The following is an 18579-nucleotide window of genomic DNA, read 5'->3' as shown; positions in this document are numbered from 1 at the left end:
GGTTTCGCCGTTTACGGTCGCTTCGTTCCCACCACACTGACCTGGAGGCCCTGTGTCCCTGGAGCCCGGGCGGCTGCTGCCCCTTTTCGCCGCGCACGACGGCGGCCGTTCCCCCATCACCTGCGAGTACCGCTGCGGCAACGCCTGTGCCCATGAGGCGCCGAACCCCACGGGCAACGAGTACTTCGGCGACGTCGTGAAGAACGTGGTCTCGCGCCGTGGGGTGTTCAAGGCGGGCGCGGTGATGGCGGCCGCGGCCGGCGGGTTCGCCGCGCTGTCCGGGACGGCCGCCGCCGCGCCCTCGGCTCCGACCCCGCTGTCGCCGTCCCGAGGCGGACGCCCGGTGCCCGGCACCGACTTCACGCCCGTGCCGCCGAACAAGCTGGACCGGGTGAGCGTGCCCGAGGGTTACGACCAGCACGTGGTGATCCGCTGGGGCGACGCCGTCGTGCCGGGCGCGCCGAAGTTCGACTACCGCGGGCAGACCGCGGCCGCGCAGGCGAAGCAGTTCGGCTACAACAACGACTTCGTCGGCCTGATCCCGCAGGACCCGCTGGGGCTGCGGAACCTGCTGGTGGTCAACCACGAGTACACCACCGAGGTGCACCTGTTCCCGGCCGACCAGTACGACCCGGCGAACCCGACCGAGGAGCAGGTGAAGATCGCCTGGGCGGCGCACGGACTGTCCGTCGTCCAGACGCAGCGCGACCCGATCGGCGGCGCGCTGCGGACCACGCCGAGCCCGCTGAACCGGCGCATCACGCTCGACACCGTCTTCGAGGTCCGCGGCCCGGCGGCCGGGTCGAAGTACCTGAAGACGTCGGCGGACCCGTCGGGGCGGAAGGTGCGCGGCACGCAGAACAACTGCTCCGGCGGCGTGACTCCTTGGGGCACCGTGCTTTCCGGCGAGGAGAACTTCCACCAGTACTTCGCCAACGCGGACCGGGTGACCGACCCGGAACAGGCCACGCGGCTCAAGCGCTACCTGATCGGCACCGGCGAGAGCACCCGCAAGTGGGAGCGGTTCGACCGGCGCTGGGACGTCCCGCGTGAGCCGAACGAGCCCAACCGCTTCGGCTGGGTCGTGGAGATCGACCCGCACGACCCCCATTCGACGCCGGTCAAGCACACCGCGCTCGGCCGGTTCAAACACGAGGCCGCGAACGTCAAGATCACCGCCGACGGCCGCGTCGCCGTCTACTCCGGCGACGACGAGCGGTTCGAGTACATCTACAAGTTCGTCTCCAAGGGCAAGTACAAGAAGGGCTCGAGCGCGCTGGCCCGACGGCACAACTCGGCGCTGCTGGACGACGGCACGCTCTACGTCGCCAAGTTCACCGGCGACAGCCCGGGCCAGATCGACGGCACCGGCCGGCTCCCCGACGACGACGAGTTCGACGGCGCGGGCGAGTGGATCCCGCTCGCCGCCGGCGACAGGTCCTTTGTGGACGGGTTCACGGCCGAGGAGGTGTACGTCTTCACGCGGCAGGCCGCGGACAAGGCGGGCGCGACGAAGATGGACCGGCCCGAGGACATCGAGCCCAACCCCGTCAACGGCCGGATCTACGCCGCGCTGACCAACAACACCGACCGCGGCGCGGCGGGCAAGGCAGCGGCCGACGAGGTGAATCCCCGCAACGCCAACAAAAACGGCCACGTGCTGGAGTGGGAGGAGGCGCGCGGGGACGCGGCGTCCACGCGGTTCTCCTGGCGGCTGCTGCTGGTCTGCGGCGACCCGGCGACCGCCGACACCTACTTCGGCGGCTTCCCGAAGGACCAGGTCAGCCCGATCTCCTGCCCGGACAACGTCGCGTTCGACCGTCACGGCAACCTGTGGATCTCCACCGACGGCAACACCCTCGGTGCGAACGACGGCCTGTTCTCCGTGCCCGTCGAGGGCCCGGAACGCGGGCACGTCAAGCAGTTCCTGTCCGTGCCGGTCGGCGCGGAGACGTGCGGCCCGGTGGTGACCGACCACCTGGTGCTCGTCGCCGTGCAGCACCCGGGTGAGAACGCGGCCAGCTCGGCGAACCCGGCTTCGCACTGGCCCGACGGCGGCACCGCGCAGCCCCGGCCCGCGATCGTCTCGGTGTGGAAGAAGGGCCGCTTCGGCCTCGTCGGGCGGATCGGCGTGCGCTGATCTCTTTGACGTGCGCTGACTCTTTGGAGTGAAGCCCAGCTCCGCGGGTCGGCCGCGGTCGGCGCCGGGTAATAGCTTCGCGGGATGAGGCGGGCACAAAAGGTCGTGATCGGACGGTCGGCGGGCGCTTCGGCCAGCACGGTGGTGCTGGCCGGGGCGCTCGTCGTGTTCCTCCCCGGCTCGGCGCCGGCCGCGGGGTCCCCGGCCTGCGGCGGGATCGCGCCGAACCCCAGCGTGGAGCAGGTTTCCGCGCCCGGCGGCGCGCCGCAGGACTACCTGTTCACGCCCGCCGCGCCGGTGCCGCGCAGCACCCCGCCGGACAAACTGCCGAAACTCGTCACGGACGGCACGCTCGCGGTCGACGGGCACCTGAAGGCGCAGATCCAGACACCGGACGGACGCGTCAGCTCGGCCGGCCAGAAGGTTCCGTACACGCCGGGCGGGCTGTATTCGCTGTCCGTCTGGACCGGCACCGTCGCCACCGCGCTGGCCGATCGCGGCAACGAGCAGTCGACCGGTCTGCGCTTCAGCGACTCGGCCGGGCGCACCGTGCTGGAGAAGGCGCAGGACGTCACGCACGACGTCGCGTCCGACAACAAGCTGGCGCGCCAGGACTTCCCGGCCACGGCGGCGCCGGACGGCACGGCGTCGGTCGCCTTCTTCGCCACCACGAACCGCAACTGGGTGATGTGGGACTGCGTGAACGTGCAGCTCGCGGCGTACACCGTGAAGGAAGAGGTGCAGAACCCGGCGAACGGCGAGTGGGGCCCGTCCGCGACCGTGCCCGCCGGGTCCACCGCGCACTACCGCGTCACGGTGGCGAACAGCGGCAGCGTGGCGCTCACCGGCCTGCTGGTGAAGGACCCGTGGTGCACCGGGCTGCCGCCGGCGTTCGGCCTCGACGCGGGCGCGTCCAAGGTGCTGGCCTGCGACCACCCGAACCTCGCGGAGAACGACAACGGCCACGTCAGCACCGCCACGGTCTCGGGTGTCATGTCGGCCGGCGGCAAGCTGGGCGACCAGAAGGCCACGGCCACCATCACCGTCACCCCGCTGCCGCTGATCGACAAGATCGGCGACCGCGTCTGGCGCGACCTGAACCGCAACGGCCTGCAGGACGACGGCGAGCCGGGCGTCGGCGGCATTCCGGTCACCCTCAAGGACGGCGCCGGCGGCACGGTGGCCAGCGGCAAGAGCGCCGACGACGGCAGTTACCTGTTCGACAAGCTCAAGGACGGCACGTACCAGGTCTGCTTCGACGTCAGCCAGCTCCCGGACGGCCTCACGGTGACCACCCGCGCCGCGGGCGACCCGGCGAAGGACTCCGACGCCGACCCGGCCACCGGCTGTACCGCGGCGTTCACCCTGGGCGGCGAGCACCGGGAGGACCCGGACGTCGACCTGGGCCTGGCCCCGCCGGAGCCCCCGGCCCCGCCGCCACCGTCGTCGTCCACGCCTCCGCCGCCTCCCCCGCCGTCGTCAACGGCGGTGCCGCCACCGACGCCGTCGCCTTAGACTGAGCCTGGACGCACCCCGCCCACCTGCGGCGGGACCAGGGCGCAGGAGGGGGCCGGCGGAACCGATGACCGCGGCATCAACGGTCGACACGTCCGCCGCGGAGCCGTCCGTTCCCCGCTACCGCCGTCCGTCGACCTGGGTCTGGGTCGCCATCGTCGCCACCCTCGCGCTGTACGCCGCGCTGGCGTGGCGCCGACGCTGGATGAGCGACGACGGGCTGCTGGTGCTGCGGACCGTGCGGCAGATCCTGGCCGGCCACGGGCCGGTGTTCAACGTCGGCGAGCGGGTCGAGGCCAGCACCAGTCCACTGTGGACATGGCTGCTCGCCGGGGCGGGCGGGATCACCGGCGGCGCACTGGAATGGCTGGCCGTTGTGCTCGGGCTGGTCTGCGCGGTCGGCGGGCTGTTCTTCGGACTGGACGGCGCGCGCCGGCTGTACGGCGGCGCGACCGTGGTGCCGGCCGGCGGACTGGTGGTCTGCGCGCTGCCGCCGTTCCGGGACTTCGCCACGTCGGGCCTGGAAACCGGGCTGGCGCTGCTGTGGATCGGGCTGACCTGGTGGCTGCTGGTGCGGGGCAAGGCGCCCGTCGCGACCGCGGTGGTGCTCGGGCTCGGCCCGCTGGTGCGGCCGGACCTGGCGTTGTTCAGCATCGTCGCGTTCGCCGCGCTGATGCTGCTGCGGCGGCCGGGAGTGCGGCGGGGCGCGGCCTGGCTCGGCGCCGGGCTGGTGCTGCCGCTCGCGTACGAGGTCTTCCGGATGGGCTACTACGGCCTGCTCGTCCCGAACACCGCGCTCGCCAAGGAAGCCGGCAACGCCAACTGGGCGCGCGGCTTCGACTACCTGCTCGACCTGGTCACCCCGTACTACCTCTGGCTGCCGCTGGTCCTGCTCGCGGTCGCGGCGGCACTGACACGCAGGTCTCGGATCCTCACGCTCGCGCCCGTGCTCGCGGCGGTGCTGCTGACCGTGTACGTCGTCCGCGTCGGCGGGGACTTCATGCACGGCCGCATGCTGCTGCCCGCCCTCTTTTCCTTGCTGCTGCCCGTAATGGCGGTCCCCCTCACCCGGCAGACGGCGGCGCTGCTGACCGCCGTCGCCGTCTGGGCCGTGGCCGCGGCGGGGTGGCTGCGGGTGCCTTACGCGAACGAGCACCTCTCCACCGGCGTCACCGACGAGCGCGCGTACTGGTCCTGGGACACCGGCAACGCGCACCCCGTGCTCGCGTCGGACTTCCTCGGCCAGCCGGTGATGCGCGCTGCGGTGGGGACCGTCGACGCCACGCGCGCGCCGGCCGTGCTCGTGTACAGCTACGACGAGAAGCGCTGGTACGCCTTCCCGACCGATCGCCCGTACGTGACCATGGCCGCGGACAGCATGGGCGCGATCAGCAACCTCGTATCCCTCGACGTGCGCATCCACGACGGCTACGGCCTCGCCAGCGATCTCGCCGCCCACTCCGTCTCGATCCCCGGCGGCCGGCCGGGGCACTCGAAGTGGCTGGTCGCGTCGTGGGAGATCGCCGACGCGGGCCGCGGCGACGTCGCCACCGACGGGCAGCCGCACGTCTTCGACCCGGCCGAAATCGATGCCGCGCGAACGGCGCTGCGCTGCCCGGACGTCCAGGACGTGCTCGCCTCGACCCGCACCCCGCTGACGTTCAGTCGCTTTGTCGACAATTTCACCGGCGCGGCCGGACGCACGCAGATCCGCTTCGACCGCGACCCCCGCGCGGCGGCCGCCTGCTGACGCATACCGTGGCGGTATGACCGATCTTCCGCTCGCCCTGGTCACGGGCGCTTCCCGCGGCATCGGCGCGGCCGTCGCCCACCAGCTCGCGCCCACCCACCGGCTGCTGCTCGGCGGCCGCGACGAGGTGGCGCTCGCGAAGGTGGCCGCCGAGCTGCCGGGCGCGCAGCCGTGGCCCGTCGACCTCACCGACCCCGGCGCGCTGGCCGAGGCCACGAGCCGGATCGTCGGGCTGGACGTGCTCGTCCACTCCGCCGGCGCCGCGCAACTGGGCGCGGTCGCGGACTCGCCCGCGGACGTCTGGCGGGCGAACTTCGAGGTCAACGTCGTCGCGGTGGCCGAGCTGACGCGGCTGCTGCTGCCCGCGCTGCGCGCCGCCCGCGGCCACGTCGTGGTGATCAACTCAGGTGCCGGCCGCAGCGCCCGCGCGGGCTGGGGCCCTTACGCCGCAAGCAAATTCGCCGCGCGCGCCTTCGCCGACACCCTGCGCGAGGAGGAGGGCCCGAACGGCCTGCGCGTCACCTCGATCTACCCCGGGCGCACCGACACGGAGATGCAGCAGGGCGTCGTCGCGCACGAGGGCGGCGAGTACGACCCGGCGAAGTACCTCCGCCCGGATTCCGTGGCGACCGCCGTGGTGACGGCCGTTTCGGCCAGCCCGGACGCGCACCTCACCGAGCTGGTCCTCCGCCCCCGCTGATCCCTGTTCCGCGTCAGTGGCCGGCCCTGAAGGCCACCTTGAGGGCATGTAGGTCCCTCATGGTGGCCTTCAGGGCACGGCGCGCGAGGCGGGAGGCGTGGCTCAGGCGCGCAGCCGCGCGGCGGTCTCGGCGACGTCGGCCTGGACCTTCGCGCGGTCCACGCGGGTCGGCTCGGCGTCGGCGACCACCTGCTCGCCCGCGACCCAGACGTCGCGGACCCGCCGCGACCCCGCGGCCCACACCAGGTTGGACAGCAGCTGCTCGTCGGGCACGTCGAGGCCGGCGGCGAAGGCCGGGTCGTCCAGGTCGACGTGGACCAGGTCGGCCCAGCGGCCCGGCTCCAGCACGCCGATGTCGTCGCGGCCCAGCGCGTCCGCGCCGCCGCGGGTGGCCAGCAGGAAGGCGTCGGCGGAGGTCAGCACCGTGGAGTCGCCGGTGGCCAGGCGGGCGAGCATCGCCGTGAGCTGCAGCTCCTCCCACAGGTCGATGTCGTCGTTGGAGGCCGGGCCGTCCGTGCCGAGGCCGACGGCGACACCCGCGTCGCGCAGCTCCTTGATCCGCGCGATGCCGGACGCCAGCTTCGCGTTCGAGCCGGGGCAGTGCGCCATGCCGGTGCCGCGGGCGGCGAACAGGGCGATGTCCTCGTCGGACAGGTGGATGGCGTGCGCGGCGAGCGTCCGCCCGTTCAGCAGGCCCAGCGAGTCGAGCAGCTTCGGCACGGAGCCGTACTCCTTGCGCTGCTCGAGGTCCTCCGACGCGGCCTCCGCCACGTGGATCTGCACGAGCGCGCCGCGCGCGGCGGCCGACTCCGCGGTGGCGCGCAGCCCCTCGGGGCTCAGCATGTAGGCCGAGTGCGGGCCGTAGCCGAGCTCGATCCGCTCGCCCGGGCCGAAACGCAGGCCGTCGGCGTCGATCCAGCGCTCGATCGCCGTCAGCGAGGCCCGCCAGTCCATGCCCGGCAGCTCCATCACCGCCGGCGCGACGAGCACGCGCCCGCCGGTGGTGAGCACCGCGTCGACGAGCTGCTCGCTCTCGAAGTACATCTCCGCGCTGGTGGTGACGCCGTGGCGCAGCATCTCCACCGAGCCCAGCAGCATGCCGGTGCGCACGTTCTCCGGGCGCAGCTTCGCCTCGGTCGGCCAGATGATCTCGCGCAGCCAGCGCAGCAGCGGCAGGTCGCCGCCCATCCCGCGCAGCAGCGTCATCGGGCTGTGCGCGTGGGTGTTCACCAAGCCGGGCAGCAGGATTCCGCTCAGCCGGGTCACCTCGCCGGTGAACTCCGGCGCCGAGGACTCCGGGCCCACGTGCGTGATCCGGCCGCTGTCGTCGACGTCGACAACGGCGTCACGCAGCATGGAGCAGGCGGGGTCGGCGGGCAGGACGACGGGGGCGAGGAAACGGCTAGACATGCGAAGATAGTACGGACGTCCCACTCACCCTCGGCAACAAGGCCGGTGAGTGTTTACGTCGCTTCCCGCCGGAATTAACACCCGCGACGCCTTCAGTCGGCCACTCCGCTACGCCAGGCCCAGGCGGCGATCTCGACCCGGTTGCGCGCGCCGACCTTGCCCTGCACCGAGGCCAGGTGCGTTTTCACCGTCGAGAGCGACAGGTACAGCTCGGCGCCGATCTCGGTGTTGGTCAGGCCCCGCGCCGCGGCCTTGACCACGTCCAGCTCCCGCGCGGTCAGCGGTTCCGACGGCGGCGCGATGTCGCGTCGTCTGGTCCCGCCGTCGAAGTGCTTCAGCAGCCGGACGGTGATCTGCGGCGACACCAGCGCGTCGCCGCGCTCGGCCGCGCGGATCGCCTCGATCAGCAGCGCCGGGCCCGCGTCCTTGAGCAGGAAGCCGCTCGCGCCGTTGCGCAGCGCGGTGTGCACGTACTCGTCGAGGTCGAAGGTCGTCACAACGACGACCTTCAGCGGGTCGGTGACGTCCGGGCCGGCGAGCTGGCGCGTCACCTCCAGGCCGTCGAGGCCGGGCATGCGGATGTCGAGCAGGCAGACGTCCGGTCGCAGCTCGCGGGCCCGGGACACCGCCGACACCCCGTCGGCGACGTCCGCCACCACCTCGATGTCGTCCTGGGCGTCCAGGATCATGCGGAAGCCCATCCGCACCATCTCCTGGTCGTCCGCGATCAGTACCCGGATCACTCGTCCTCATCCCCGTTCGCCTCGAGTGGCAGCCACGCCTCCACGCGCCAGCCGCCGTCCGGCCCGCGCCCCGTGGTGAGCCGCCCGTGCAACAGGGCGACGCGCTCGCGCATGCCGACCAGACCGTAGCCGCCCGACCCGCCGGCCGGTCGGTCCACCTGCTCCCGGCCGTCGTCCATCACCCGGATATGCAGCTCCTTGCCGACGACCTCGGCCCGCACCAGCGCCTCCGTGACGCCGGCCGCGTGTTTGCCGACGTTCGTCAGCGACTCCTGGATCAGCCGCAGCGCCGAGCGGCCGACCTCGTGCGGCAGGTCCGGCGGCAGGTCGAGGCTCAGCGACGTGGGCACGCCGTGGCTGCCGCTCTCGACCAGTCGCTTCAGGTCGGCGGCCAGGTCGGTGGTGGCCTGCTCGCTGAACTCGGTCGAGCCGGACGGGGCGTCCCCGCGCATGCTGCGCACCAGCCGCCGCATCGCCGCGAGCGCCTCGACGCCGGCGTCCTCGATCCGGCCCATCGCGTCGACCGCGAGCTGGGGGGTCTTCTCCCCGACCATCCGCGCGGCCTGCGCCTGCACCACGATGCCGGTCACGTGGTGGGCGACCACGTCGTGCAGCTCACGCGCCAGCGCCATCCGCTCGGCCGTCTGCGCATCGGTGACGGCGGACTTCATCACCTGGCTGCGCTCGGAGTCGCGGGAGCGCAGGAACAGGCCGATCGCGATGGCGATGCCCAGCAGCAGCACCGCGATGATGGCCAAGGGCGACAGCGCCTCGGGCCTCATCTGCAGCTGGGGGGTATGGGTGCGGACCGAGTTCACCACCGCCGCGACCGCGACCACCGCGGACAGCGTCGCGATCCGGGTCCACGCCCGAGCCAGCGGGACGGCCCGGACCAGGTTGATCACCACCCCGAGGCCGGCCACGACCTGGGCCGCCGCCACCCCGCCCAGCAGTTGGTAGTCCGTGCCCAGCCGGAGGAACGGGGTGACCAGGGTGGACAGCATCAGCACGCCGGCCACGCCGAGCACCGCCGCGGCCGGACGCCGCGGGGAGAGCACGGCGATCACCGCGGCCGCGAGCGAGCAGAGCAGGATCGGGAAGCCGCGGGCCCCGCTGCCGTAGGTGAAGGCGAACTCGACCAGCAGCGCGAACGCGAGCAGGCCGATCATCGGCCACTGGCCCCGGACCAGTTCGTTGAGCCGCCGGATCCGGCGCAACCGTTGTTCGCGTGGCCCGGTGCGGGTCCGGCCGGCGGTGCCGATGAGCACGGCCGTGCCCAGCAGCACCACGCCGAACAGCATCGCCTGCACCAGCGACGTGTCGGTCAGGTGGCCGTACGGGGAGCGGCCGAAGACCGAGGTCAGCGCGCCCACCACAAGGGCGGTGATCATGGCGAACGCGACGCCGGGGCGGGCGCGGCGGGCGGCGTAGTAGACCAGCTCGACCCCGGCCACCACCTCGGTGATGGACAGGTACGGCAGCACGCTCGAGTACGCCGGCGCGTGCAGGTAATGGATGAAGAAGGTGAAGAACACCAGCGCGACCGAGCCGGCCGCCGCCGCGACGGCCGCGCGCCGCCGGGCCCACAGCGCGCAGGCCGCCATCGCGAAGATGCCGGGCAGCAGCTCGAAGTCCACGCCGCGCGGGCCGGAGTAGTCGAGGGCCGCGTTCGTCAGGAACAGCAGGTCGAAGACCAGCGCGCAGAGCAGCACGACCACGGGCATGCCGAGCCGGCGCACCAGTTCGACGGCGCGCGCGTAGAGGGCTTGGCTGCGAGACGGGTCTTCGGACACAGCAGAACGGTAGAGGATCCGGGGGCACCCGCACCTTGGCCAGGTGGTTCGAGCCGCATCGGCCGATCGGCCGATGCCGGGGGCGGCCGGACTGGCCGTCTGCCCGAAGTGGACACCGGGGCCGATCCGTGAAGCTCATCGCAACGAACTCGAAGCTGTCACGAGGAGAGCCCCGGATGAGCAATCCACAGTGGACTTCCGGCCCGGTGTTGTCGGGCCGCGGTCTGGTGAAGCGGTACGGCGGCCAGTACGCGCTGGCCGGTGTCGACATCGACATCATGGCCGGGGACGCGGTCGCCATCGTGGGCCCGTCCGGCTCCGGCAAGACCTCGCTGCTGCACGTGCTGGCCGGCATCCTGCGTGCCGACAGCGGTGAGATCCACCTGGCCGGCCAGCGGATCGACCAGCTCGGCGAGAAGAAGCGCAGCGAGCTGCGGCGCACCGAGTTCGGCTTCGTGTTCCAGTCCGGCATGCTCGTCGCCGAGCTGACGGCGGAGGAGAACGTGGCGCTGCCGTCGCTGCTCGCGGGCCGCGGACGGCGCGAGTCGATCGAGGCCGGCCGCGAGTGGCTGGCCCGCCTCGGCCTGGGCGGCAAGGAGGGCCGCCGCCCCGGCGAGCTGTCCGGCGGCGAGGCCCAGCGCGTCGCCATCGCCAGGGCGCTCACGCACCGGCCGAAGGTGATCTTCGCCGACGAGCCGACCGGCGCGCTCGACAGCCGGACCGGCCACGAGACCATGAACGCCCTGCTCGGCGCCGCCCGTGAGTCCGGCGCGGCCGTGCTGGTGGTGACGCACGACCGTGAGCTGGCCGAGTCGATGCCCAAGACCGTGGCCATCCGCGACGGCCTGATCGCCGCTCTGCAGACCAACGGCGGGCTCGTGGCATGAACTCCCTCCAGCTCGCCCTGCGCGTGCTCCGCGTCGACCGGCGGACCCGCACCTCGGCGATCCTCACCGCACTCGGCGTCGCGGTCGCGACCGGGCTCGTGCTGCTGCTCGCCTCGCTGCCGTACGCGACGCAGATCCGTGAACAGCGCGCCGAATGGCAGAACGCCTACCAGTACAACCCCGACGGCAAGCCGGTCCTGTCGGTCGGCAACACCACGGATTACTTCAACGGCAAGGAAATCACCCGCGTCGACGTCGCGCCCGCCGGCGACACCGCGGGCCTGAAGCTGCCGCCGGGGATCCCGCAGCTGCCGGGGCCGGGCGAGGTGCTCGTCTCGCCCCAGCTGGGCCGGCTGCTCAACACCACTCCGGCCGACCAGCTCGGCGACCGCTTCGGCCGCCCGGTCGCCGCGCTCGGCGAGCAGGCCCTGAAGTACCCGGAACAGCTCGTCGCGTTTGTCGGGCACAACCCGGGCGCCGGCGCGGACGGCGCGGGCAAGAACAGCATGCGGCCGGTCAGCGCCTTCCCCACCCGGCAGGCGCAGCCCGACGGACTGCTGACGCTGCTGTCCTGGGTCGGCATCATCGTGCTGCTCGTGCCGAGCCTGGTGCTGGTCGCGTCCTCGGCGCGGCTCACCGCGGCCCGGCGTGAACGACGCCTCGCCGCGCTCCGCCTCGCCGGCGCGACGCCGGGCCAGGTGATGTCGATGGTCGCGGGCGAGACCGTGCTGTCGGCCGGGATCGGCGCGGTGCTCGGGCTGGGGATCAGCCCGGCGCTGCACGGGCTGGCGACCTTCGTCCCATGGGCCGGCGGCACCTGGCTGGCCGCGGACTTCAGCCTGCCGATCGGGCTGACCGTGTTCATCGTGCTCGCCATCCCGGCCTTGGTGGTGCTCGCCGGCGTGCTCGGCCTGCGCCGGGTGCTGCGCAACCCGCTGTTCGCCACCGGCGGCCACGAGGTCAAGCCACTGCGCTGGTGGCGGCTGCTCGCCCTGCCGATCGCGGGCGCGTTCTTCCTCTACGCGGTGATGAACGCGGGAAGCAGCGACAGCGGCACCACCATGGTGCTGTTCGGCCTGCTGCTGCTGGTCGGCTCCGCGATGGTGGTCGGCCCGTGGGTGACTTCGGCGGTCGGCGGCACGTTCGTGCGGATCTGGCGACGGCCCTCGTCGCTGCTGGCCGGGCGCCGGCTGCGGGACGACCCGAAGGGCGCGTACCGCGCTTCGGCCGGGATCGTGCTCGCGGTGTTCACCGGCTCGATGGCGCTGACGCTGCTGCCCTCGTTCGACTCCCTCGCCGGCGGCGGGCGGCCGTTCGCCGACTCCGTGCTGTACGCCGACACCACCTCGGAGCAGGCGAGGACCGTGGTGGACCAGGCGAACGCCTCGCTGGCCCGGTACGGCCAGCAGGAGCGCGCGCTGGCGGTCGACACCGTGTACCTCACGCAGGGCTCCGGCCGGAACCAGACCGCGGAACGGGCCTTCGTGATGACCTGCTCGGACGCCTCGCGGCTCACCCGGCTCGGGATCACCGCGGCCGACTGCGCCGAGGGCACCGGCCTGTACGCACCGTACAAAATGGACACTTCCGGTTTCACCGTGGTCGGTGAGCCGGACGGGCCCGGCCGGCCGCTCGGCACCGTGCCGATGAAGGCCTACGACGAGAACAAGTCCACCGACGGATCGTACGTGCTCGACCCGTCCTCACTGCCGGCCGGGGTGACGCCCAAGTTCACCTCGGTGATCGCGCCGACCACGGACGCGAACCGCGAGATCGTGCGCACCGCACTGGCGTCGGCCGCGGTCGGCATCGACATCGGCAGCCGGAACCTGCACCTCGGCGGTCAGCAGACCCAGCTGGACGACCTGCGCCGGGTCACCGTGATCGGCCTGATCGCCGCGGGGGTGCTCGCGGGCTGCAGTGCCGCGGTCGCCACGGCGGGCTCGGTGATGGACCGGCGCCGGACGTTCGGCGCGCTGATCGCGGCGGGCACGCCGGTGCGGGTGCTGTCACGGGCCCTGCGGATGGAGGCCGCGCTGCCCGCGCTGGTCGCCACGATCGGCGCCGGGGTGGTCGGCGTGCTGGTCGGGATGGGGCTGTTCAGCACGGTCAGGCCCAACGAGGTGGTGCTCAGCCCGTGGCTCCTCGCCCCGGTGGTGCTCGGGATCGGGGTGGCCCTGCTCGGGGCCTCGGTCTGCACGCCGGCGCTCAAGCGGGTGCAGGCGGAACCGCTGGCCGACGAGTAGGAGACGTCGTCCGTCCGGGTTCGGGCCGGGGCGGGCGCGGGGGTACAGGGGAAAGGGGTCCGCCGCCGGTTCGGGGCCGGGGCGGACGGGGGTGTCAGGGCAGAGGGCCGTCGCCGGGTTGGGGAACCCGGCGACGGCCCTCTGCCTGTTTCCGGAGAACCGTCAGCGCTTCTCGAAGATCAGGTCGTGTGATTCGCGGCCCTCGACGTCGGCGCGCTGCTCGAACTTGGTCACCGGCCGCCAGTCCGGCCGCGGGGCCCAGCCGCCCGGCTCGGCGGCGTGCCGGTTGCGCAGCGCGGGCTCGCCGGAGCACACCTCGCGCATCTGCTCGGCGTAGTTCTCCCAGTCCGTCGCCAGGTGGAAGGTGCCGCCGGGCTTGAGCCGCGACGCGACGAGAGCGACGAACGCGGGCTGCACGATCCGTCGCTTGTGGTGCTTCTTCTTCGGCCAGGGATCGGGGAAGAACAGCCGGACGCCGTCGAGTGTGCCCGGCTCGACGTGCTCGGTCAGCAGGATCACCGCGTCGCCGTGCATCAGGCGCAGGTTCTCCAGCCCGAGCTTCTCCGCGCGCAGCATCAGCTGGCCGAGCCCCGGCTCGTACACCTCGGCGGCCACGTAGTTCAGCTCCGGCGCGGCGGCCGCGAGCTGCGACGTGGTCTCGCCCATGCCCGAGCCGATCTCCAGCAGCACCGGCGCCGCACGGCCGAACCACGCGCCGAAGTCCACCGGTCCCGGCGTCAGGTCGGTGACCGTGCGGCCCAGCCGCGGCCAGAGCTCGTCCCAGGCGCGCTGCTGGCCGACGGTCATCCGACCGCCGCGTTTGACGTAACTGACCACGCTGCGCAGTCGTGGCTGGTCTTGGTTCTCCACCCGCACCAAGATACGGTGCTGGTCGGTACCAATCCGCCCGACAGTCACGGCAACCGGCCTGCGCTGTCGGCTGACGGTTGGCCGGTGCCTGCTTTTCGGCCGGATTGGTACAGGCGGAGGCGACTAGCGGACCGCTTCGAACTCCCCGAGCCGGGAGCGCAGACCGGCCAGGCCGGCGACCGGGATCGGCTCCGGCGTGGTGCCGGAGTGCGCGGGCAGCACGTCGATCCAGCCGCCGTGGCGGTCGGTGTTCACCACGGTCGTCGGGATCGAGTGGCCGGACTTGCCGCGTTCGGACGGCATGAACTCCCAGTACCCGGACTCACCGTCGGCGGCCCACGGGACGAACTCCCAGCCCGGCCGCCGGCCGAGCAGCTGCGCGATGCGGTCCTCGATGCGGAAGCCCAGCTCCCGCGATTCGAGCCGGCCGCTTGCGACGGCGCGTAGCCACCACGGAGCGGGCAGCGGGCCTTCGAGGCCGCTCGCTCTGCGGTACAGCGCCAGTACGACGTCCTCGGCCGCACGATGCACCCACGCCTGGCGAAGATCGCCGGGCCGGTCTGCCGGCAGGGCGAATCGCGGCAGCTCGATCGCCTGCGACCACTCAAGGTCCAGCATCGGCTCGAGCCGGGGTTGGGGTGCCGCTTCGTTGCGGGCCGACGGGATGGGACTCACCAGTCCCTGACCAGCGTCCACCGTCAAGGTTCACCTCCGGGGAGCTGAGACGGGTTCGCGCTCTACTTCTGAATATCCTGGGGACTTTGACATTATGTCTGCTTCCTGTGAGAGAAGCCACAGCCTCTTAACGTGGTCTTAATCCGTTTGCCGGATGTACAAGCGGATTGCACGTGCATGCCGCATGATCAGGCGTCGCGGCGATCCGTGGTGATCACCCCGGCCGCGAAGAAAACCACGCAGATCGCGGCGAAATACGCGAGATAGCCCCAAGGTCCGAGAGGCGGGGACAGCTTGAGCGCGGATCGCGTGAAATCCCCACCGGCGAACTGCGAAGCCGCGTAGAACGGCAGCCACTGGTAGATGTCGACGCCGACCTTCGGGATCAGCAGCACCAGCCCTTCGACGAGCTGGGTCCACACGAGCACGAGCGTCAGCGCGAGTGCCGTGCTCCGCAACAGCAGTCCGACGCCGACGCCGAGCAGGCCGGTGAGCGCGAAGGTCACCGTCTGGCCGAGCACCAGCCGCCAGTCTTCCGCGCTGTGCAGCGCCAGGTCGGCGTCCGGGCGCGCGAGCGCGGCCAGTCCCCACGAGCCGGCCCCGGCGAGCAGCCCGAGCAGCGCGCACAGCAGGAAGACCACCGCGCCCTTGGCGAGCAGCGCCGGCACGCGCTTCGGCACGGCCTGGAACGTCAGCCGCAGCGTGCCCCAGCTGGAGTCCGACGTCGCGGCGAGCACCGCCAGCACCAGCGCGACCGTGCGGCCGATGCCGGTGGCGAGCTGGGTGTTGCCGACGTTCGCGGTGATCTCCGCGCCGGTCAGCAGGAAGAACAGCAGGGTGAAGCCCAGTGGCGCGGCCACCGCGAGCAGGCTGCACCACCACGGCGCGCGGGTGCTGAAGAGCTTGATGCGCTCGGCGCGCAGGACGTTCATCGCGGTCCCCCGGTGGTGAACTCGGTCGCGTCGCCGGTCAGCTCCAGGTACGCCTGCTCCAGCGATCCGGTGAGCGGGCTCAGCTCGTGCAGGGTGGCGCCGGCCTTGAAGGCCAGCTCGCCCAGCGCGTCACTGTCCAATGTGGACACGGTGAAGGAGCCGGGCTCCTCGGTGAACTCCGCGCCGCGCTCACGCAGCGCGGTCCGCAGGGCGTCGGCGTGCGGGGTGCGCACGCGCACGCCGCGGGAGCCGGCGCGCGCCACGAAGTCCTTCATCGTGCCCTGGAAGATCAGCCGGCCGCGGCCGATCACCACGAGGTCCTGCGCCGTCTGCTCCATCTCCGGCAGCAGGTGGCTGGAGACGAACACGGTGCGGCCCTCGGCGGCGAGCGCGTGCATCAGCTGCCGGATCCACTGGACGCCCTCGGGGTCGAGGCCGTTCACCGGCTCGTCGAACAGCAGCACCTTCGGGTCGCCGAGCAGGGTGGTCGCGATGCCGAGCCGCTGGAGCATGCCGAGGGAGAACTCCCCCGCGCGCTTCTTGGCCACCGAATCGAGCCCGACCAGCGCCAGCACCTCGTCCGCGCGGCGGTCCGGCAGGCCGTTGGTGGCCGCGAGCCAGCGCAGGTGCGAGCGCGCGGTGCGGCCGGGGTGGCGCCAGGTGGCGTCGAGCAGCGCGCCGACCGTCCGGAGTGGATCACGCAACTCCCGGTACGGCCGGCCGTCGATGTGCGCGGTGCCCGCCGTCGGGGTGTCGAGGCCGAGCAGCAGCCGCATCGTGGTGGACTTGCCGGCGCCGTTCGGGCCGAGGAACCCGGTCACCCGGCCGGTCTCGGCGGTGAACGTCAGATCGTTCACCGCCATGGTGTCGCCGTAGGACTTCGTGAGCCCTCTCGCTTCGAGCACGCGCGCTCCCCTCCCGCTTCGCGCGAACTCTACCGGTATGAAGGAAATCCGGGTCGCCCCCCGAAATCGGCGACCCGGATTTTCCTTTATCCCCTTTTTCCCCTGTTCGCACCGGCTCCCGGCCCCCGCCTGGCCCGGGTGCGAACCTCCCTGTGTGGGTCTACTGAGTGGTGGGTCTTCAGGCGTCGCGCTTCTTCGCGACTCCGATGGCGATGGCCATCAGCACCACCGCGAAGGCGGCGAAGTAGGCGAGCGACCAGCCCTGCGAGAGCACCGCGTCCGAGGACGCCCCGCCCGGCTGCCCCGACGCCGCCGCGCCGTGGAGGAACTTGTCGGCGACGTTGAACGGCAGCCAGTGGTGGATCTTCGGGCCGATGGTCGGGATCAGCGTGACCAGGTTCTCCACGGCCAGCACGTAGATCAGCAGCAGCGCGATGGCGCCGGCGCTGTGCCGGATCAGGATGCCGACGGCCACCGCGATCACCGCGGCCAGCGCGAACAGCACACCGACGCCGGCCACGTTGATCCACTTGCCGCCGCTGTCGAGCACGAGCTCGGACGACGGGCGGATGGCGTAGCCGAGTGCCCAGGCGCCGAACGCGCCGACCTCGCCGATCACCAGTGCGAGCAGCCCGACGACGGCGGCCTTGGCGGTGAGCACCGAACCGCGGTGCGGCACGGCCTGGAACGTGGTGCGGATGGTGCCGAAGCGGTACTCCGTGGTCACCGACAGCGCGGCCAGCACCATGATCACGGCGACGCCGAACTGGTAGCCGGCCTGGGTGGTGGACACGTCGATCGCCTCGCTCGCCGGCGCGGCGCTCGCGATGAGCGCGGAGAAGCCGGCGGTGAGGACGATGGCGATGAGGGCGCACCACCACGGCGAGCGGGTGGTGAAGAGCTTGATGCGTTCAACCGCGAGCAGAGTCATGGGTCTGATTCCTAGGAGAAAGAGTGGTCAGCGGGCGTTGGGCTGGAAGGCTTGCTGCGCTTCGGCCTCGAGCCCGGTGTGGTACTCGACGGAGTCGCCGGTGATCTGCATGAAGGCCTGCTCCAGCGAGCCCGTCTGCGGGCTCAGCTCGTGGAGCACGATGTTCGCCGACGCCGCGACCTCGCCGATCTTGTCACTGTCCATTCCGGACACGATGAGCGCGTTGCCGGAGTCGGTGACCTGTGCGCTGGCGCGGACGAGCTGCTCGCGCAGCGCCGGAAGCTGCGGCGACCGCACCTTCACGGTGTTTTCGGCGGCGCGCGCCACGAATTCCTCCGTGGTGGACTGCGCGATCAGCTGCCCCTTGCCGATCACGATGAGGTCGCTCGCGGTCAGCGCCATCTCCGACAGCAGGTGGCTGGAGACGAAGACCGTGCGGCCGTCTTCGGCCAGCCGGTGCATGAACTTGCGGATCCAGAGGATGCCCTCGGGGTCCAGGCCGTTCACCGGCTCGTCGAACAGCAGCACCTCGGGGTCGCCCAGCAGCGCGGCGGCGATGCCGAGGCGCTGCGACATGCCGAGCGAGAACCCGCCGGCGCGCTTGTCCGCGACGCTGGTGAGGCCGACGGTGTCGAGCACTTCTTCCACGCGCGACGTCGGGATCCGGTTGGACTTCGCCATCCACGCCAGGTGCGAGCGGGCGGAGCGGTTCGGGTGCACCCACTTCGCGTCCAGCAGCGCGCCGACGGTCCGCAACGGGTCCTTCAGCTCGTGGTAGCGCTTGCCGCCGATGGTGACCTGGCCCGAGGTCGGGTTGTCCAGGCCCAGGATCATGCGCATGGTGGTGGACTTGCCGGCGCCGTTCGGGCCAAGGAAGCCGGTGACCTTCCCCGTAGCCACCCCGAACGACAGGTTGTTCACCGCGACTGTGTTGCCGTAGCGCTTGGTGAGACCTGATGCCTCGATCATCCCTGCTCCCTCTGTAACGGCCGGTTGCCGTTCACCCTGGTGCTCTCTTACCGTGACCATCGTGACTCAGCGGGACCGGTCTTGGCGTCATCCTGTGGGTCTAACCAGGCACC

15 protein-coding genes are annotated in these 18579 nt (G+C 72.0%); 6 read left to right on the top strand and 9 right to left on the bottom strand.

The genetic code is table 11. The features are described 5' to 3' along the window. The first annotated feature begins 52 nt into the window (after window positions 1-52). From OG943_RS36280 to OG943_RS36265, 4 genes are all read left to right on the top strand, one after another. Window positions 53-2140: a PhoX family protein gene (locus tag OG943_RS36280; RefSeq protein ID WP_328605428.1), complete on the top strand. Its 2088-nt coding sequence runs from the start codon at window positions 53-55 to the stop codon at window positions 2138-2140. 84 nt (window positions 2141-2224) lie between these two features. Beyond that, complete coding sequence (locus OG943_RS36275) at window positions 2225-3655, top strand: DUF7850 domain-containing protein (protein ID WP_328605427.1); 1431 nt, start codon at window positions 2225-2227, stop codon at window positions 3653-3655. Window positions 3656-3722: 67 nt separating this feature from the next. Continuing rightward, on the top strand, window positions 3723-5405 hold the full coding sequence (locus OG943_RS36270) for a hypothetical protein (protein WP_328605426.1): 1683 nt from the start codon (window positions 3723-3725) through the stop codon (window positions 5403-5405). Between the two features lie 16 nt (window positions 5406-5421). Then, a complete protein-coding gene (locus OG943_RS36265) occupies window positions 5422-6105 on the top strand; it encodes an SDR family oxidoreductase (RefSeq protein WP_328605425.1) in 684 nt (227 codons plus the stop codon). A 102-nt stretch (window positions 6106-6207) separates the two neighbouring features. On the opposite strand, the gene OG943_RS36260 is transcribed toward OG943_RS36265, so the two are convergent. The 3 genes from OG943_RS36260 to OG943_RS36250 form a co-directional block, all read right to left on the bottom strand. Then, a complete protein-coding gene (locus OG943_RS36260) occupies window positions 6208-7515 on the bottom strand; it encodes an amidohydrolase family protein (RefSeq protein ID WP_328605424.1) in 1308 nt (435 codons plus the stop codon). 92 nt (window positions 7516-7607) lie between these two features. Then, window positions 7608-8258: a response regulator transcription factor gene (locus tag OG943_RS36255; protein WP_328605423.1), complete on the bottom strand. Its 651-nt coding sequence runs from the start codon at window positions 8256-8258 to the stop codon at window positions 7608-7610. Beyond that, window positions 8255-9982, bottom strand: coding sequence for a sensor histidine kinase (locus OG943_RS36250; RefSeq protein ID WP_328612244.1), 1728 nt, complete (start codon window positions 9980-9982; stop codon window positions 8255-8257). The genes OG943_RS36255 and OG943_RS36250 overlap by 4 nt, the downstream gene beginning before the upstream one ends. 245 nt (window positions 9983-10227) lie before the next feature. On the opposite strand from OG943_RS36250, the gene OG943_RS36245 reads away from it, so the two are divergent. Continuing rightward, window positions 10228-10938, top strand: a complete 711-nt coding sequence (locus tag OG943_RS36245; RefSeq protein WP_328605422.1) for an ABC transporter ATP-binding protein — start codon at window positions 10228-10230, stop codon at window positions 10936-10938. Next, window positions 10935-13184 (top strand): ABC transporter permease, encoded by a 2250-nt coding sequence (locus tag OG943_RS36240; RefSeq protein WP_328605421.1) that lies wholly within the window; start codon window positions 10935-10937, stop codon window positions 13182-13184. Before OG943_RS36245 ends, OG943_RS36240 begins: the two co-directional genes overlap by 4 nt. Before the next feature lie 162 nt (window positions 13185-13346). On the opposite strand, the gene trmB is transcribed toward OG943_RS36240, so the two are convergent. From trmB to OG943_RS36210, 6 genes are all read right to left on the bottom strand, one after another. Continuing rightward, window positions 13347-14054, bottom strand: coding sequence for a tRNA (guanosine(46)-N7)-methyltransferase TrmB (gene trmB, locus OG943_RS36235; RefSeq protein WP_328605420.1), 708 nt, complete (start codon window positions 14052-14054; stop codon window positions 13347-13349). A gap of 123 nt (window positions 14055-14177) precedes the next feature. Further along, complete coding sequence (locus OG943_RS36230; protein ID WP_328605419.1) at window positions 14178-14672, bottom strand: hypothetical protein; 495 nt, start codon at window positions 14670-14672, stop codon at window positions 14178-14180. A 245-nt stretch (window positions 14673-14917) separates the two neighbouring features. Then, a complete protein-coding gene (locus OG943_RS36225) occupies window positions 14918-15661 on the bottom strand; it encodes a hypothetical protein (RefSeq protein ID WP_328605418.1) in 744 nt (247 codons plus the stop codon). Continuing rightward, window positions 15658-16566: an ABC transporter ATP-binding protein gene (locus OG943_RS36220; RefSeq protein ID WP_328605417.1), complete on the bottom strand. Its 909-nt coding sequence runs from the start codon at window positions 16564-16566 to the stop codon at window positions 15658-15660. The genes OG943_RS36225 and OG943_RS36220 overlap by 4 nt, the downstream gene beginning before the upstream one ends. A gap of 178 nt (window positions 16567-16744) precedes the next feature. After that, a complete protein-coding gene (locus OG943_RS36215) occupies window positions 16745-17497 on the bottom strand; it encodes an ABC transporter permease (RefSeq protein WP_328605416.1) in 753 nt (250 codons plus the stop codon). Between the two features lie 27 nt (window positions 17498-17524). Next, entirely contained in the window at window positions 17525-18466 is a 942-nt protein-coding gene (locus OG943_RS36210) for an ABC transporter ATP-binding protein (RefSeq protein ID WP_328605415.1), read from the bottom strand. Between the last annotated feature and the right edge of the window lie 113 nt (window positions 18467-18579).

The sequence above is a fragment of the Amycolatopsis sp. NBC_00345 genome (assembly GCF_036116635.1).
GTDB lineage: Bacteria > Actinomycetota > Actinomycetes > Mycobacteriales > Pseudonocardiaceae > Amycolatopsis.
This window is presented reverse-complemented; position numbering and strand designations above follow the sequence as displayed.

Excerpts from the sequence above, each read along its gene's own strand:
- OG943_RS36275 (WP_328605427.1), top strand. The coding sequence starts at position 2,225 with ATGAGGCGGGCACAAAAGGTCGTGATCGGACGGTCGGCGGGCGCTTCG.
- OG943_RS36270 (WP_328605426.1), top strand. The coding sequence starts at position 3,723 with ATGACCGCGGCATCAACGGTCGACACGTCCGCCGCGGAGCCGTCCGTT.
- OG943_RS36265 (WP_328605425.1), top strand. The coding sequence starts at position 5,422 with ATGACCGATCTTCCGCTCGCCCTGGTCACGGGCGCTTCCCGCGGCATC.
- OG943_RS36260 (WP_328605424.1), bottom strand. The coding sequence starts at position 7,515 with ATGTCTAGCCGTTTCCTCGCCCCCGTCGTCCTGCCCGCCGACCCCGCC.
- OG943_RS36250 (WP_328612244.1), bottom strand. The coding sequence starts at position 9,982 with ATGCCCGTGGTCGTGCTGCTCTGCGCGCTGGTCTTCGACCTGCTGTTC.
- OG943_RS36245 (WP_328605422.1), top strand. The coding sequence starts at position 10,228 with ATGAGCAATCCACAGTGGACTTCCGGCCCGGTGTTGTCGGGCCGCGGT.
- OG943_RS36240 (WP_328605421.1), top strand. The coding sequence starts at position 10,935 with ATGAACTCCCTCCAGCTCGCCCTGCGCGTGCTCCGCGTCGACCGGCGG.
- OG943_RS36230 (WP_328605419.1), bottom strand. The coding sequence starts at position 14,672 with ATGCTGGACCTTGAGTGGTCGCAGGCGATCGAGCTGCCGCGATTCGCC.
- OG943_RS36225 (WP_328605418.1), bottom strand. The coding sequence starts at position 15,661 with ATGAACGTCCTGCGCGCCGAGCGCATCAAGCTCTTCAGCACCCGCGCG.
- OG943_RS36215 (WP_328605416.1), bottom strand. The coding sequence starts at position 17,497 with ATGACTCTGCTCGCGGTTGAACGCATCAAGCTCTTCACCACCCGCTCG.
- OG943_RS36210 (WP_328605415.1), bottom strand. The coding sequence starts at position 18,466 with ATGATCGAGGCATCAGGTCTCACCAAGCGCTACGGCAACACAGTCGCG.